The organism is Cyanobacteriota bacterium (genome assembly GCA_027618255.1).
In the GTDB taxonomy this organism is placed as follows: Bacteria; Cyanobacteriota; Vampirovibrionia; order LMEP-6097; family LMEP-6097; genus JABHOV01.
Genome location: JAQCFG010000024.1, coordinates 1 through 16,901, shown reverse-complemented (window position 1 = coordinate 16,901; position 16,901 = coordinate 1). Strand labels below are relative to the sequence as shown.

General features: G+C 39.7%; 7 protein-coding genes and 1 pseudogene. 4 read left to right on the top strand and 4 right to left on the bottom strand.

All coding sequences use genetic code 11. The features are described from left to right. Positions 1-28: 28 nt before the first annotated feature. Positions 29-2,047, top strand: coding sequence for an AMP-binding protein (locus tag O3C63_04825; protein MDA0772248.1), 2,019 nt, complete (start codon positions 29-31; stop codon positions 2,045-2,047). Here the strand turns inward: O3C63_04825 and O3C63_04820 are convergent. The 3 genes from O3C63_04820 to ftsH are packed head-to-tail and all read right to left on the bottom strand — an operon-like array spanning position 2,036 to position 7,149. Beyond that, on the bottom strand, positions 2,036-2,470 hold the full coding sequence (locus O3C63_04820) for a hypothetical protein (GenBank protein MDA0772247.1): 435 nt from the start codon (positions 2,468-2,470) through the stop codon (positions 2,036-2,038). The genes O3C63_04825 and O3C63_04820 overlap by 12 nt on opposite strands. 59 nt (positions 2,471-2,529) lie before the next feature. After that, positions 2,530-5,133, bottom strand: coding sequence for an alanine--tRNA ligase (gene alaS / locus O3C63_04815; protein ID MDA0772246.1), 2,604 nt, complete (start codon positions 5,131-5,133; stop codon positions 2,530-2,532). A 9-nt stretch (positions 5,134-5,142) separates the two neighbouring features. Next, on the bottom strand, positions 5,143-7,149 hold the full coding sequence (gene ftsH, locus O3C63_04810) for an ATP-dependent zinc metalloprotease FtsH (protein ID MDA0772245.1): 2,007 nt from the start codon (positions 7,147-7,149) through the stop codon (positions 5,143-5,145). 460 nt (positions 7,150-7,609) lie between these two features. On the opposite strand from ftsH, the gene O3C63_04805 reads away from it, so the two are divergent. Both O3C63_04805 and O3C63_04800 read left to right on the top strand, forming a co-directional pair. Beyond that, positions 7,610-8,335 (top strand): response regulator transcription factor, encoded by a 726-nt coding sequence (locus O3C63_04805; GenBank protein MDA0772244.1) that lies wholly within the window; start codon positions 7,610-7,612, stop codon positions 8,333-8,335. A 273-nt stretch (positions 8,336-8,608) separates the two neighbouring features. Further along, positions 8,609-11,053, top strand: a pseudogene (locus O3C63_04800) (ATP-dependent Clp protease ATP-binding subunit). A 447-nt stretch (positions 11,054-11,500) separates the two neighbouring features. On the opposite strand, the gene O3C63_04795 reads toward O3C63_04800, so the two are convergent. Further along, the gene (locus O3C63_04795; GenBank protein ID MDA0772243.1) at positions 11,501-15,253 is read right to left on the bottom strand and encodes a hypothetical protein; all 3,753 of its coding nucleotides are present in this window, start codon (positions 15,251-15,253) and stop codon (positions 11,501-11,503) included. Positions 15,254-15,412: 159 nt separating this feature from the next. Between O3C63_04795 and O3C63_04790 the strand changes: the two genes are divergently transcribed. Next, positions 15,413-16,714 carry a hypothetical protein gene (locus O3C63_04790; protein MDA0772242.1) on the top strand — a complete coding sequence of 434 codons (1,302 nt, stop codon included), beginning with the start codon at positions 15,413-15,415 and terminating at the stop codon, positions 16,712-16,714. Positions 16,715-16,901: the final 187 nt, after the last annotated feature.

Here is a 16,901-nt window from a genome sequence, read left to right as displayed (position 1 = left end):
TTATTTGGAGCGATGCTATCATTGTTATATGCAGCAGTCCTACAGCCCGAGTGAAGAATTTAAAGCCCAGGCTAATATCAAAGAAGCTGATTACCAAAAACTAATGCAGGATTTCAAGAATGATCCAGATAGTTTTTGGTTGGATCTTGCCAAAAAAAATCTAGATTGGTATAAAGAGCCAACTATGGCGATGTTGCGTAAGGATGAGCCCTTTTTTACTTGGTTTGAAGATGGTAAAACCAATATAAGTTACAACTGTGTTGATAGGCATCTCAAAACTCACGCAAGCAAGACTGCAATTGTGTTTGAAGGTGAGCTTGGTGACACTAGGACTTTGACTTATCAAGACTTGCATGATCAGGTTTGCAGGGCAGCTAACTTACTCAAAAGTATAGGAGTTAAGAAAGGCGATACTGTAACTCTGTATATGCCAATGTGCCCGGAAGCAATTATTGCGATGCATGCATGTTTGAGAATTGGTGCTGTTCATAGTGTGGTGTTTGGAGGGTTTTCGGCACACGCCTTGCGCGATAGAATAGTGGATCTTCAATCTAGGTATGTGATTACTGCTGATGGATCGTTTCGTCGTGGCAAGCTAGTGCCGCTCTTAGAGACCGTTAAAGAAGCTGTGGCTGGATTGAGCTTTGTTTCAAGTGTAGTTTGTTTTGATCGGATTAAACAAGTTGATTCTAGCTATGACGATTTAGAATTACAGAAATCAATTGTGAATTTGGTTACTTGGGATCTAAGTAGTTTTGAAGCGAATTGTGAGCCAGAACAACTGGACGCTGAAGACAAGAGCTTTGTTTTGTATACAAGCGGTTCAACAGGCAAGCCTAAGGGGATAGTGCATACGACAGCTGGGTATCTTCTTTGGACGCATTTAACCAGTAACTGGGTATTCGATTTGAAAACTCAAGACTGTGATTCAACTGTGGATACTCTGTGCGCCAGTAGAAATTCTCCAAATGCAAGGCTTGCGAATGATTTACAGGCTGAGTTGGCTGAGCCGCCAATGATGACTGTAAATCATGAGCGTAACGCAGCAGTTGGGGATTTATACTGGTGCACAGCTGATATTGGGTGGGTGACGGGACATAGCTATGTAGCCTATGGTCCCCTCTCTAACGGCGCCTCCATCTTCATTTACGAAGGCGCCCCAGACTATCCTGTTAAATCTCGTTTCTGGTCAATGATAGAAAAATACAAGATCAGTATTTTTTATACAGCGCCGACGGCAGTGAGAGCCTTTATGCAATGGGGTTTGGAGCATGTAGAGAAGCATGATTTGAGTTCACTTCGTTTGTTAGGCTCAGTAGGTGAACCGATTAACCCAGCTGCTTGGGAATGGTTCTACAAAAACATTGGCAAAGAGAATTGCCCTATAGTCGACACATGGTGGCAAACAGAGACTGGCGGGATTGCGATAACTACTTTGCCTGGAGTTAATGCAATGAAGCCGGGAGTGGCTGGTTTACCGTTGCCTGGAGTAGATGCTGATATCAGTGAAGAAGGATTATTGTATTTGCGCAAGTCGATACCTTCGATGGCTCGCACTATACATGGTGATGATCAAAGGTACATTGATACTTACTGGAGTCGTTTACCTGGTTTGTATACAGCAGGAGATGCTGCAACTAAAGACGTGGATGGTTATATCAAAATTGGTGGACGTATTGATGATGTCATCAATGTTTCTGGTCATAGACTTGGAACTGCTGAAATCGAGTCAGCGCTTGTGTCTCATGAGATGGTGGTAGAAGCTGCTGTAGTTTCTATTCCTCATGAGCTTAAGGGCGAGGGGATTGTTGCTTTTGTAGTAACAGCCAAGCAAGCTATAGAAGAAGAACTTAAGCAGCACGTTGTAAAAGAGATCGGTGCAATTGCAAGACCAGAACGCATTGTGATTTGCAGTGGCTTGCCCAAAACCCGCTCAGGCAAAATCATGCGCCGGCTCTTAAAAGATATTGCTCAAGGCAAAGAAATTAGCGGGGATATTTCTACGCTTGAGAATAAGCAGGTGCTTGAGGAGTTATTAGCTAAATGATTCCTCTATAGGACTAAATAGTTTGCTTAAGCTCTCTCTAGTAACGCCTGCATTAGCTTTTTTTGCATCATCGATTATTGTTATCTGTAATTTATCAAATAACTTTATAAAAGGAGTGACTAACTGTTGATTGTATTCTGAATGTATTCCCCGTGTAAGATATCTCAATAAGTCAGCTATGTTGTCAAAGATATTTCCAGAACGAATATGCTGCGTAGTTGGTTCAGGTAGTTGATCGGCTTGATATGCTAATTGACGAATAGACTGCTCTTCTATAACTGGATCTATATTGCCATCTCTAATACCTATTAGTGTTCTGGATATTTTACCTACTACTTCATTTTGATCTGTGGTTAACTTTAGTATGTTGTTTGAATTAGATCCTTGTGATGAAAAACGTACTGTTGTATTTACTTCTGCCATATTATTTAGTTCCTTTGTCTAGACAATATTATACAATTCCTCCATTATTTATGCAATCTTTATTTTATATTTTCTTTAATTAATTCAAGAGCTTCAGGGATTTTACTAGGGTCTTTCCCCCCAGCTTGAGCAAAATTAGGGCGTCCGCCGCCGCCGCCGCCACAAATAGTAGCTGCTGTTTTGACTGCATTAGAGGCGTTATAAATAGAGTTTTTACTTAGTTCTTGAGAAACTGCTGAGATAAAGGTCACTTTATCACCGGAGCTTGAAGCTAGAAATATAAAAGCCTGCTCGCCTTTGGCTTCGATTTTGGAGAGCAGGGCTTCGGCTAGAGTTTTGATAGCTTCGGCAGCCAAATCCTTGAAGATGAGATTTAAATCAGTAATTAGAATTCTCACACCATCACTATTGAGACTAGACTCTTGGATTAATTCATCAGCTTTGGCGACTAAGAATTGAGTTTGTTCTTTGAGTTTGGACTTAGCTTCTGCTTTAGCTTTTTCTTGTGCAGCTTGCTCCTCGGCTTGAGTTTGGGCTTTAAGTACTTCTTCTTCGCGGTGCTTAGTTGCTAGGTCATGAGCGAGCATGCGTATGCGGCGAATGCCTGCAGCCACTGAACCCTCTTGAGCCAGTACTACTTCTCTAATATCGCCAATGTTGTTGACGTGAGTGCCACCACATAATTCAATAGATGCAGTTTCTTGATCATCTCTGATAAACAAAACCCTAACCTCATCGTCATACTTCTCTTCAAAGAAACTAAGGGCACCAGCTTTGATCGCATCATCAAAAGCCATGACTTTAGTTGTGACTGGTAGTTTAGCTTGAATCCAGTCATTGACTATCTTTTCGGTCTTGGATATTTCTTCTTTAGTCATGGCTCTATCAAGATTAAAGTCAAAGCGAGTGTATTCCGGACTGACTTGCGAGCCCATTTGTTGAATGTCGTTTCCTAGTACTTTACGTAAGGCGGCTTGCAAGAGATGACAAGTTGTGTGGTGATAGCCAGTTAGGTTTCTTTGTTTTGCGTTTACTATAGCTGTTAGCTCATCACCGATTTGAATATTTGAACTGTCTACTAAGTTGTGAATAAAAATCCCTTCGATTCTTTTGACTTTGTTTACTTCGACGCCATTGACTGTGCCGGAGTCTGCCACTTGCCCGCCAGACTCAGCATAAAACGGCGTTTGATCAAGCACGATATCGTTGCCATTGACTGCAAGCACTTTGGCTTTGGCTTCAAGCTGGTCGTAACCAAGGAATTTAGTTGGACCATGTTCTTTGAGTAAATCAGCGACATAAGAATTCGATTCAACTGATGTCTTGAAATTACCTGTGCCAGAGGCTTTAGAGTGAGCATCTTTGGATTTTTGGTATGCTTCTAGATCAATGGTGAGTCCTTGCTCTTCAACAATATCTTTGCTTAATTCAAGTGGTAAACCGTAAGTTGAATAAAGATCAAAAATAAATTCTCCGTCGACTTTCTTGTCACTAGCTTTGAGTTTGTCCTCCAGCAAGGCAAGTCCATTGACAATAGTTTTAGCAAAAGCTTCTTCCTCTTTGCGGCAAACTGAAATGATCGCTTCAGAGTTGGCTTGAAGCTCCGGGTAGGCTTGTCCATAGTTTTGAATTAGACTACTGCAGTGTTTGTAAAGAAAAGCATCTGTTTGATTGCGGATTAAATAAACAAACCTAGCAGCGCGTCTTGTGATCATTCTAAGGACATAACCGCGTCCCATATTACTTGGTCTAACTCCGTCAGCAATTAGGAAACAAAGACAACGCAAGTGATCCGTGATGATCTTGAGGTATTGGTCTTGCTCATTGTGTTTGCCGTATTCTACGCCAAGATCTTTGGCAAGGCTTTGCATCACATTGAATAGCTCATTGGTTTCAAAAGAGTTGTTGACTCCTTGTAATATCGTTGCGATTCTTTCTAGTCCTGCGCCAGTATCGATATTTTTATTTTCAAGTGGAGTGAATTTGCCTTCCTCGTCTTTAAGAAATTCCATGAAAACCAAGTTCCAGATTTCAAGGTACCTGTCTTCTGGGTCACTGATGTGATCACCAAGATCATAGTATATTTCGCTACAAGGTCCGCATGGACCGCTTGCTCCCGGAGGTCCCCAGAAATTGTCTTTGCGACTCATCTTCCAAATACGTTTTTGGCGCTGTTCTAAATCAGGGAAGTCTCGTGCAAGAATCTCTAGCCAAATTGCTTGGGCTTCAGTGTCCATTGGGTTTTGTTCGTCGCCTTCAAAGATTGAGACGTATAGTTTATCAGCATCTAGTTCCAATTCTTCTCTGACAAATTGCCAAGCCCATGAGATTGCTTCGTTTTTGAAATAATCACCAAAGGAGAAATTACCGAGCATCTCAAAAAAACTATGATGTCTAGTGGTGCGCCCGATATTTTCCAGGTCACTGTCTTTGCCACCGACACGCGCGCATTTCTGTACTGTGACAGCTCTTGGCGGCTCGGGAGTAGGTTTGGTGCCGACAAAGATTGGTACGAATTGCACCATGCCAGCTGCGTTAAGTAATAGGGTTGGGTTATCGGGTACTAAAGATCCTGAAGCAATATACTGATGTTTGCGATCGCATTTCTTAGTAAAGAAATTAATCCATGTTTCTCTTATTTCTTGGCAACTAAGATTCTTCACGACTTTATTCTAGCCAACTTTGCGTTGGTCGCCTTCTTCAGAGTTTTGTTCTCTTTGTTTGTCAATTGCTCTAAGTCTTTCTCTTTCTGATTTACGTTTGTCTGACTCTTCTTTAATGAGGGTCTTGACTCTCTCTGGAGTTCTGGTGCTTGCTAGATCAATGAAATTCTCAAAAGGGATTTTGACAAATTTGCCATTTTTGATTTCTTCAAGAACAGCAAATACTTCTTCTTTGTCTAGAGTTTCTTTTTGTAAGAGGATTTGTGAGACGGCAAGTAACTGTTCTCTATGCCCTATAAGCTTGGCTTTAACTTCTTCGTAGAGTGCTTGGATTAATACTTGCACTTCTTGGTCTATTTTGTTGGCATAGGCTTCACTGTAGTTCTTTGAGGTGTATTCTCCTTCAAGATATGGATTACCATGTTTTTCTCCGTAAGCAACAATACCAAGACTTTGGTTCATGCCAAATCTAGTAATCATGGCACGAGCAATCGCTGTGCAGCGTTCCATGTCATTGGATGCGCCGCTAGTAACATTGCCTTTGCCAAATATAATTTCCTCTGCTGCCCTGCCAGCGAGTAGTACACGCATTTCAGTTTTGAGCTGATCTTCTGACTGAGATACTTTGTACTCTTCTTCAGTTGACCAAGTTAAACCAAGTGCCATTCCTCTTGGGATGATAGTTACTTTATGAAACTCATTACTAGATTCATAATAGATGCTAGTTAAGGTGTGACCTGTTTCATGTATCGCAGTGCAAACCTGATCCTTGGGCTTGATGATTTTACTTTTTTTCTCTGGTCCGATTGCAACTTTGTCGATAGCTTCTTCAAGGTGTCTCATTGAAATATCTTTGGCTTCCTCTCTTGCTGCAAGAATTGCCGCCTCGTTAATGAGATTGGCTAAGTCAGCACCAGAAAAACCAGGGGTGCGTTTGGCAAGTGTATCTGTGTCAACGTCCTGGGAGAGAGGCTTGCCGCGTACGTGCACATTAAGAATATCTGTACGTCCATTAAGATCAGGAGTGTCAATGCTGACTTTGCGGTCAAAGCGACCTGGTCTTAATAAGGCTTTGTCGAGTACGTCTGGTCTATTGGTTGCTGCAAGTACGATGATTCCACTATTGGGTTGGAAGCCATCCATCTCGACTAATAATTGGTTTAGTGTTTGTTCACGCTCATCGTTACCACCACCGGACATACCACTACGTTGACGCCCAACTGCATCAATCTCGTCAATGAAAATAATGCAAGGAGCATTTTTTTTGGCTTGTTCAAAAAGATCTCTAACTCTACTTGCACCAACACCAACAAACATTTCTACAAAGTCTGAACCAGAGATTGTAAAGAATGGCACTCCTGCTTCGCCGGCAACAGCTTTGGCCAAGAGGGTTTTACCGCAACCTGGAGGTCCAACAAGGATTACTCCTTTGGGGATTTTGGCTCCTAGTGATGTATATTTCACTGAGTTTTTGAGAAAGTCAACGATCTCTTCAAGCTCTTGTTTACTTTCTTCAATACCGGCAACATCATCAAAACTTATATTAGTGTTGCGAGTCATAAGTTTGGCACGACTTTTGCCAAAAGACATTGGACCGCCAGCGCCGCCAGCATTGCGTAACATGAACATCAAAAGACCAAAAAGTATAAGTGGTACTAAGAGATTGGAAATAATCCCAGCCCAGATACTATCGCCTTGTTGAGCTTTTACATCTACTTGTATACCTTGTTTAACTAATTTATCTGCCAGTTCTGGGTTTGCACCTAAAAGATTGGCTGGGACTCTTGCATAGTAAATATCCCCGCTTTTGTCTTCGATTTTGGCAACATCTTCGCCATTTGTTAGTTCCACCTTATAGGCAGTTGATACTGTACCGTCTGATGGTAATACCCGTTTGATGAATTCGCTATAGCTTAGAACATTGCGTTGTTTTTCTTGTCCCATTAAGCTAATTGCAAATAATGACAGAAATAGAATCAAGATGATAAATGGTAGAGTGGTTGGCAGTTTCTTCATTTTATGTGATTCTATCACTTAATATGCTTCGCTGAGATTTGGAGATAATTCCGACTATCAAAACTAGTCTATAAACCTGTTTCTAAAGTGCAGCTTGACATCAAGTTTTCTAGTTGGATCCATGAAACAGGTTTTGTCCGTGTGGCGCACTTGATAGATAATAATTGAGATTTTAGATTGCTCAGTGTATTATTAATATAATTTTTGTTTTCAGCTTGGCTATAATCAACTTATTAAGCTATAGTTAAATTGTTCCGGATCCTCTGTGGTAAATGAAATATTAACAAATTTTAATTCAAGTTTACTTGGTTTTTGCCGATATATACCGATAGTAAGAGATTTCACATTTATCTCTAGGGTTAGCCCTAGGGAACTTTCCCTTTTTGGGCCTATATCAGTAGGGTGAGCTTTGGTAAGACAAATCTTCCAAAGTTCCCAAACCCCAACAGGAGCCCCACTCATGACAACACAACAAAATCAAACACGAGAGGCAGTTATTGCCTTGAGTCCAGTTCAGTCTACCGTTCAGATAACAAAAGAATTGAATATGGCTGGCTACAACAGAATTGATAGAGTCGACTATCAAGAAGCTTTAATTCAAGCAGTACAAGCTAGAAAACCTCAAATTATTATTGTTACCAGTGAATTACCTGGTCGCAAAACAATGATTGAGATGTTTAGCGAAATTGCTGAAGCTTCGCCAAACACAAAAATCATTTTCATCTCGAAATCGATTCCAGAAGAGATAATCTTGAACTTATATCTTGCAGCAAATCTTTGCGCTTGGCTACTTAGTGAAAGATCTGATAGAACTCTATCTTTTGCAATTGAATCGGCTGAAGCAGGTCAATTATTCCTTGACTTTGTAATCAATAAATCAATCAGAAATCTGATTAGCGAGAAGCAATCAGTGCTTACAAATGCTAATGCTAATTTCGGTAATCTTGAATTACTTACTGAAAGAGAAGCTGAAGTACTTAAGTACTTGTGTGAAGGTCTTAACTATAAGAGCGTTGCACAAAAATTGTTTATCTCTGAATCTACAGTTAAAACACATATCAATAACGTGTTCACCAAGTTGAAAGTTAATGATAGAACCCAAGCTGTTCTTTATGCTCTTAGACATGACCTAGAGTCATTAATGAGAGTTACTATGAACAACGCTAAAGCATCTAGCTCTAAATAATAGTGAAATTTTGAGTGGAATTTCCCTAATATCTTTAAAAGGATTCGACGAAAGTTGAATCCTTTTTGTTTGTGCTGCTTTACTAGCTGCATAAGTTCACGATCTTTATGGTTGAGACATTTCGTTGCTGACATGTGCCAATGCGCAAAGCTCAGCAATGTGTATTACCTATCAATAGGGGTTTTCAGCGTACTTTATATTTATTAATTCGACCTAATGAATTGATACAGTAGAGCTAATTAGGTGAATAATATGAATAGGAACTAAAATACAATGTTTGAAAGATTTACAGAGAAAGCCATAAAAGTAATAATGTTAGCTCAAGAAGAAGCTAGACGATTAGGACATAATTTCGTAGGAACGGAGCAAGTTTTACTCGGATTAATTGGTGAAGGAACAGGAGTTGCCGCTAAAACACTCAAGTCAATGGGAGTTAATCTTAAAGACGCTAGAGTTGAAGTAGAAAAAATTATTGGACGTGGTTCAGGTTTCGTCGCTGTTGAGATTCCTTTTACTCCAAGAGCAAAAAGAGTTCTTGAGTTAAGTTGGGATGAAGCGAGACAGTTTGGACATAACTATATCGGTACTGAGCATCTTTTACTTGGTTTGATTCGCGAAGGCGAAGGTGTTGCTGCAAGAGTACTTGATAACTTGGGAGTAGATCTTGCCAAAGTTAGACAACATATTATTAGATTACTTGGTGAATCTTCTAGCGCTGGCACAAGTGGTGCTACAGGCGGATCCTTATTAGGAGTAGGTTCTAGTGGTACTAGCGGTAAAGCTGGAAGCGGACAGCAAGGTGGAAGAACAAGAACTCCTACCCTTGATGAGTTTGGTACTGACCTTACACTTGCTGCTCAAGAAGGACGTCTTGATCCTGTAATCGGAAGAGCAGAAGAAATCGAAAGAGTTATTCAGATTCTTGGAAGAAGAACAAAAAATAATCCAGTTTTAATTGGTGAACCTGGTGTTGGTAAAACGGCAGTGAGTGAGGGACTAGCGTCGCGCATCGTTTCAGGTGATATACCTGAATTATTAGATGGCAAAAAATTAGTTATGCTTGACCTTGGCTTATTAGTTGCTGGTACTAAATACCGTGGTGAGTTTGAAGAAAGATTGAAAAAAATCATGGATGAAATTCGTTCAGCAGGTAACATCATGCTGGTAATTGATGAGCTCCATACTTTAATTGGTGCCGGTGCTGCAGAGGGAGCAATTGATGCTGCTAATATCCTCAAACCTGCTCTAGCACGTGGTGAGCTGCAATGTATCGGTACTACTACTCTTGATGAGTATCGTAAACACATCGAACGTGATGCTGCACTTGAACGTCGTTTCCAACCAGTTTTAATTAACTCTCCATCAGTGGAAGAAACAATCGATATTCTTAGAGGACTTAGACAAAAATATGAAGAGCATCATAAACTCATTATCACTGATAAGGCAATTGAAGCTGCGGCTACTTTATCTGATAGATATATCTTTGATAGATTTCTTCCTGATAAAGCGATTGATTTAGTTGATGAAGCTTCATCAAGAGTGAGACTTCGCGCTAGTTCATTGCCGCCAGAAGGTAAAGAATTAGAAAATGATTTGATTAAAATTTCACGTAGTAAAGAAGAGGCAATTCGTAATCAAGAATTTGAGAAGGCTTCGCAATTACGTGATGAAGAAAATGATCTAAGAGACAAGATTAGAGAAATTCAAGAGGAATGGAAAAAAGAGCAAGAGAAAAATAAACCCAAAGTTGAAGAAGAAGAAATTGCTCATATCGTATCATGCTGGACAGGTATCCCTATTGGTGACTTGAAAAAAGGCGAAAATGAAAAGCTCAAAAATATGGAAGACATTATTCATAGCAGAGTGATTGGGCAAGACCCAGCAGTTACTGCTGTTTCTAAAGCAATCAGAAGAGCTCGTTCAGGATTGAAAAACCCAGAACGTCCAATTGGTTCGTTTGTTTTCTGTGGACCAACTGGTGTTGGTAAAACAGAACTTGCAAAAGTACTTGCTGACTACTTCTTTGGTAGTGCAGAGAACTTGATTAGAGTTGATATGTCAGAGTACATGGAAAAACACACAGTTAGTAAATTGATTGGTTCACCTCCTGGCTATGTCGGTTACGGAGATGGTGGTCAATTAACGGAGGCTGTTAGACGTAAGCCTTATAGCGTTGTACTTTTTGACGAGATTGAAAAAGGTCATCCTGATATATTTAACGTCATGCTACAAATGCTTGACGATGGTCATTTGACTGACAGTCGTGGACGTAAAGTTAGTTTCAAAAATACCATCATTATTATGACTTCCAACGTTGGTGCCAATAGAATGTCTAGTACTGGTGGAATTGGATTCTTTTCTGGTTCAAAAGATAAAGCTGAAGAAAATGAATATCAACGTATGAAAGAAGCTGTAATGGAAGAAGTTAAACGAGCTTTCAAGCCTGAGTTTATTAATAGACTTGATGATGTTGTTGTCTTTAGACATCTTAATAGAGATGATATGCGCTTGATCGTTAACATCTTAATTAAAGAACTTGAACTTAGATTGAAAGAACACGGAATGACTATTGAGCTTACTGACGAGGTTAAAGACAAAGTCGCTACTGAAGGTTACAAACGTGCTTTTGGTGCAAGACCAATGAAACGCTCTATACAAAAGCTTTTGGAAGATGAGATATCTGATGAACTTATTAATGACAGACTTGGTCCTGGCAATAGAGTTCAAGCGTCATTAGAGTTTGATGCAGAGTTTCCTAAGGAAAAAGACTACAGTAAAGAAGCAAAACAACCTACTGATGATGAGAAAGAAGCTGATATTAGACAAGCTCTTATTAAAGCCAAGGTTAAATTCGAAGTGATTGGACAATATACTCAAGAAGAGCAAGAAGCTTTGAAGAAGTCTACTATTAAGACTAAGAATAAGGTCTTGACGCTGTCTAGTACAGGAGCTACCGTGGGCGGAGCATCTAAAGAACCAGCAGGTAATAAAACAGCTTAGATCACGTTTAAAGCTCCAATAACTGCGTTATATGAGTTCTCATTTGCCTGAGCAAACTTAGTACGCGCCCTTCGGGCTCCAGGTCTATAACACAATCTAAGAGTGTCGGTAATACTTGAACCTTCGAGATAGCTATCAGACCCATTTATGGGTTTCGAAAGAACTCTATTGTAAGTTCCCACTGGCAATCTTAGTCAACTTTTCATTAAGAGCCTTAGCTTTCTCTAGTCGTTTGGTGCCGAGTATATCAACACAACTTGAACCCTCTGCGCAGAGTTCTTCTAATCTCATAGAGTGTTTGTAGGCTAGGTCAATATTGCCGATCAGATATTGTAATTGAGACATCTCGTAATTGGCTTCTATTGAGTCAGGCTTGAGTACTAAACTATTGCGTAAGAATTTAATAGCACTTTCTAATTTGTCACCTGGGTTTTTCATTAGTTGTAATTGTGAATCAGGCAAGCTTGATAAATAAATCTTGGTTAGTTCAAGTTGTAAAGACCAAGAGTTGGGGTTGAGTTCTAGTGCGTTGGTGCATTTTTTGATTGCAATTCTTTTTAGTCTCTCAGCCTCAGCTCCCTTACTCTGAGTGGCTTTGAAGAGATGAAAGCTTGCTAGTCCGCGATAGGCATCAATACTGAATTCGTCAACCTTGAGGGCTTCTTCATATAAATCAAGGCTTAGTGCCATGTCTCTAGTTTTGAGCCTATTGTCTGGGTATTGAAATTGTTTTACTTTTTGGAAGATGATTTGGGCTTTGACAATTTTGAGTTGATGGTTAGCTTGATCGATTTCTATTGCTCTATCAATTAATGCCTGAGCTTTGTCCCATGATTGATCATACATATAAATTTGAGCGAGGCTTGCAAGTTGATAACTATTAAGTTTGGTTTCCCCCATCAAGCCTTCAAAGATGACTACTTGTGATTTTTTGCCACTCATGACCATGTCGGCAAAACGTGATTCAGCTTGATAAATCAATGAATCAGCTTCTTCATCGTTCATATTGTTTTTGTGGATGTGATAGAGCGCTAGATAGCTAGCTGGCGTCTTGTTGATGTTGTGCATTTGCTCAGCGATCCCTAGAGCTAGTTTAGGGTGCGGCTTTGAGCTGCTTTGGCTGTGCGCCATGGCGATTCTGGTAAGAAGGCTACTGTCTTTTTGTAATGCGAGGTATCCAATGATATCTTCAGGGATACTATGTTTTTCTATATAACTAAGATTGGTTTTGATTGTTTGGTAGAACTGACTGAGTTGCTTTGGAGTATGGAATTCAAGCAGCATATTGTCATCGGTATTTAGTTTTTGCTTGTTTGATGTCTTGTCATTCTTTTCACCATTGTGCTGATTAGCTAGTTTGGGTTTATATTCGTTGGTGCCGACATCTATATTACTAATATATTTTAAGATCTTGATGTTTTGATGTGCTTGGTTACCAGCTTGCTTGTTTAATAATTTATTGATTGCTGCTGGGCTCAATACTAAATTGGATAGCAAGTCAGCGTCATCATTAATACCAATATATGAAAGTTCTTGTTTTACTTCTTTGTGCTTCATTAGCTCATTCATTTTCTTGCTGTCTAGCTCTAAGTCTTGCTTTGAGCCAATGAGTAATAGCTCGGCAGCATCTCCAGGCTTAAATGCCATGCTATTTGGGAAGACCTGACTAAAGGTGCGTAAGGCAATTTCTAGGTGCTCTGGATCAATTGAATATAGCTGTATCCACTGTTCAAAGATTCCATCTTGATTGAGATTGGAAGATGCTAGTTGCCAAAATTCTTCAGTAAAAAGATTTGCTGAAATCCATGGATCAGAAGGTTGGGAGATTATTAGGTCATAAAGTGTGCCAGCACCTTGTTTGGTTCTATTGGCGATTAAGAAATTTCTTGCATCTGTAATATGATGATTGAGCTTGATTGGACCATAGTCCTTGGTCATTACCGCATTGAAATATTGGCCTGCTGCTTTGTAGACCAGCTCTTCAATTTCACAAACATCTACTTGCTTGAGCTCGGCTTTGGCGCCGATCTTAAGTAGAGACTTGTGACTAATGCCTGAGCCCATACCTATCAGTAAAGCATTTTGTATATTGGGTTTGACGAAGATCGGTAATTGCCCAAGCAAGACTTGAGTCGTCATGTCTGCTTTGGATGGATCTTCTGGATTGATTGGCATTCCTGCTTCAATCTTGCCATTGGTTTTGAGAAATATAGCGTTGGCGGCTTTGTTTTCTACTACTGTGACAACACTGTTGATACCTTCTTCGTGCATTAGTATCCGTTCTGAGATGGCACGTTTGTAATCCTTCTTGGTTATTGATTTATATTTCATGCCTTTATAGATTGCAATCCCGCTGGAGATTTCATTGGCGTCTAGTTTGGGCAGAAAGCTAATGCTTAGAATACAAGCAAGTATTGTTGCTATTGCTAGTGGGTTAAACTTGGAATCATATAAATTAGTGAAGAGCGCAAGAGCAAATGCAATGCAAATTAATGTAATTAAGCAGCCATAAGTGCCGCTGCCAAATTTGCTAAATAATGGAATGAGAACAAAGCCAGTCAAGAATGAACCAGCGATGGCTCCAAAGGTGTTGATGTATGATGCTTTGGAAACCCTTGTACCAACTGGTTCTAGCTTACGATTCTCTATTATGTTGGTTTTGCCAGAAACTAGATAAAGCACAAATGCAAAGATCAAGCCTTCAAATGCAGTGACGGGAACGATGATTGCCGCTATGCTCATGAACTTGATTATGTTTGAGAGTAACCAAGGTGAGTAACCTAAGATGTTTTCTATTGTTTGGTTGAGGTTTAAGAAATACCAAGGTGCTTTATTGAAAAATGATGATGAGATTGCTATTAAACAAGCAAAGCTCAAGAGTGAGTAATTAAGGAAGCTTTTGTAGCTTAGATTGAATTTATGGATGAAATTAATCAGATAATTAAGCATGAAAGCTCCAAGGCTGATACCGCCAAGTACTGCTATCAGGATTATAGTTAGTGAATAAGTAGATGAGCCGATAATTAAAGTCAAAACTTTGGTCCAAATGACTTCTAGCCCAAGGTTAATAAAGCCAATTGTAAATGCAATCAACAGTAATAAATAGTTAACTCGTTTGTATTCTTTACTCTGCTCATGCTTTTCATGCGGGTCTTTATTATCCTTGGCTAATTTGCAGATGAAGTCCCAAACACCGATGATACTTGCGTTTGAGAAGCTTGCACGATTGTAGAATATACAAAAATAACAGAGAATGGCTATTGTTAAATTGCTAAGAACAGCAATCCGAGTGCTGAAATCTAAGCCAAATACTGGCAATAAATAAAATCCACAAATTGCCGCTCCAATAATGGCACCAAAGGTGTTGACTGCATATAAATTACTTGCCAGAAACTGAGAATCTTTATGTTCGGCTTTATCTATATTTAACAGCTCTGTGAGTAATGGAAAACTAAGCCCGATCAAAAGAGTTGGAATGATTAACATGATTGCTGAAAGCACAAACTTGATTAAAGAGCCGACCATTAAGTTATCAACTGCGATTTGTGCAAAGGGCAGCCAGATCTTGCCAAGGAAATTACTGCCAAGTAAAAATGGCACCATTAGGGCGTAAACGCCTAGTAATAACTCAATAAAAGCATATGCATATATAAGGATGTAGCTATGAGCCATTCTTACTATATGGTTCTTTTCTTCGCTTTGATAATCATGCTGTCTAAAATATTTGTTTATGATGACCCCAGAAAGCCAAGTGCCAACTGCAATTCCACCAATAAAAACAGTAAGCATAGTACTAAGTGCCAGGCTATCAGTACCGAATATTTGTCTTAACAACCTTAGCCAAGTTAATTCATAGACTAGTGCCACTGCGCCGCTAAGAAAAAAACATATAAAAGAGATGGGGACGATGAATTGCATTAGTTCTTACAGTATATATTAGACTTGTTGCCAAAGGGCTTCGTCCTTGTGCAATAACTCTATCAAAACCTGGCTTTGGCAGCTGTCAATGCAGCTAGTGACCGTTAGCCAAAAAGAGACGAGCTTGCTAGTTCTCTTTTTCCATGAGATAATAGTCAAGTGAAATTACTCCTAATTGGCTCAGGCTCAAAAGAACATGCAATGATCTGGAAGCTATTGGCTTCTGATAAATTTGCTGATATTGAAATAGTTGCTGCGCCTGGTAATCAAGCGCTTGCCAAGCTTGCTGATTGTGTTGATGTTGATATTAATGACATAGATAGATTATTAGAGATTGCTATTGCACGCAATATTAGTTTGACCATAGTTGGAGATTCTCGATTGTTTACTATGGGAATCGTTGATCTATTTAGAGCAAACAACAGGTTAATCATGGGTCCAACTCAATTGGCTGCTGAAATTGAGTCGTCAAATGCCTTTGCACGTGACTTTCTTTATCGTAATCAGATACCAGGTCCGCGTTTTGTCTGTTTTGATAATCAAGCTGTAGCTGAAGCCTTTTTGGAAAGAGCAAGTTATCCACTGAGAATTTGCGTCGATAAAGAATTTGAAACAACTAAACCAGCAAGGGTTGCTTGCGATATTGTTGAAGCTAACAAAGTTATTAAGAGCATGTTCAAGAATCGTTTTCTATCAAGAACTAGTTCCAAAGTTATTTTTGAAGAGGTTTTGGAAGGTCCCAAACTTAGTATCAACACTGTCTGTGACGGCACTAGAGCACTATCTTTGCTGCCTGTGCAAGCATACAGAGAAGAAAACGAATTAGATTCATACCAAGATATGGGGGCTTACGCACCTACACCTGTTTTGACTCCTGATCTAATGATGCAAATTCGTAATAAAATTATTGACCCAACTTTGGCTGCAATGACTAAAGAAGGAAGAACTTATTCTGGTTTGTTAGCTTTTGATATTGTCTTAGATTCAAGAGACAACAATAAACCCAAACTACTTCAATACAGAACTTGTTTTGCCGACTCTGACGCGCAGGTGATTTTGCCGCTACTGGATGAAGATCTGTTTGAATTGTTTATGGCTTCAGCGAACCTTGATCTGAGTTTTTATAAAGAAGGACTTCACAAGTTTTTGGGTTGTGCGCTCTCTGTGAACGTCGTAACTGCTGACAGTGTTGCTGGTTACAGACAAAACCTAGGAGCACTTGATTCGATTAACAATCAACTTGGTGAAATTACTGAGACCTGTGCTGGCTTGCCATTAGTGTTTTATGGTCTCACTGGCTCTAAAGAAGCGCATGAAAAGGAATCTGAGATCTTTGGTGCGACTGCAGTTGCTGACAATCTGCTTGATGCACAAATTCTTGCTTATAAATTAGCGGGCAAAATTACTTTGCCATCAAAGTACTTTGAACCTAATATTGGTGATGCCGGAATGATTAATTGACTAAAGTAGTCATGAAATGCCCAATAACTTCTTACGCTAGTCCTTATTTGCCAGAGCAAACTTCGGATAAATCCTGCGGGCTCGCAAGCCTGGCTCTTGAACATTTTCTAACAACTTTGTTGATTTGCGACTATGTGTCCAGGTTGTTTAAACAAAAAAAATCGAGGCTAGTAGAAAACTTAGCCTC

Excerpts from the sequence above, each read along its gene's own strand:
- ftsH (MDA0772245.1), bottom strand. The coding sequence starts at position 7,149 with ATGAAGAAACTGCCAACCACTCTACCATTTATCATCTTGATTCTATTT.
- O3C63_04825 (MDA0772248.1), top strand. The coding sequence starts at position 29 with ATGCAGCAGTCCTACAGCCCGAGTGAAGAATTTAAAGCCCAGGCTAAT.
- O3C63_04805 (MDA0772244.1), top strand. The coding sequence starts at position 7,610 with ATGACAACACAACAAAATCAAACACGAGAGGCAGTTATTGCCTTGAGT.
- O3C63_04795 (MDA0772243.1), bottom strand. The coding sequence starts at position 15,253 with ATGCAATTCATCGTCCCCATCTCTTTTATATGTTTTTTTCTTAGCGGC.
- O3C63_04820 (MDA0772247.1), bottom strand. The coding sequence starts at position 2,470 with ATGGCAGAAGTAAATACAACAGTACGTTTTTCATCACAAGGATCTAAT.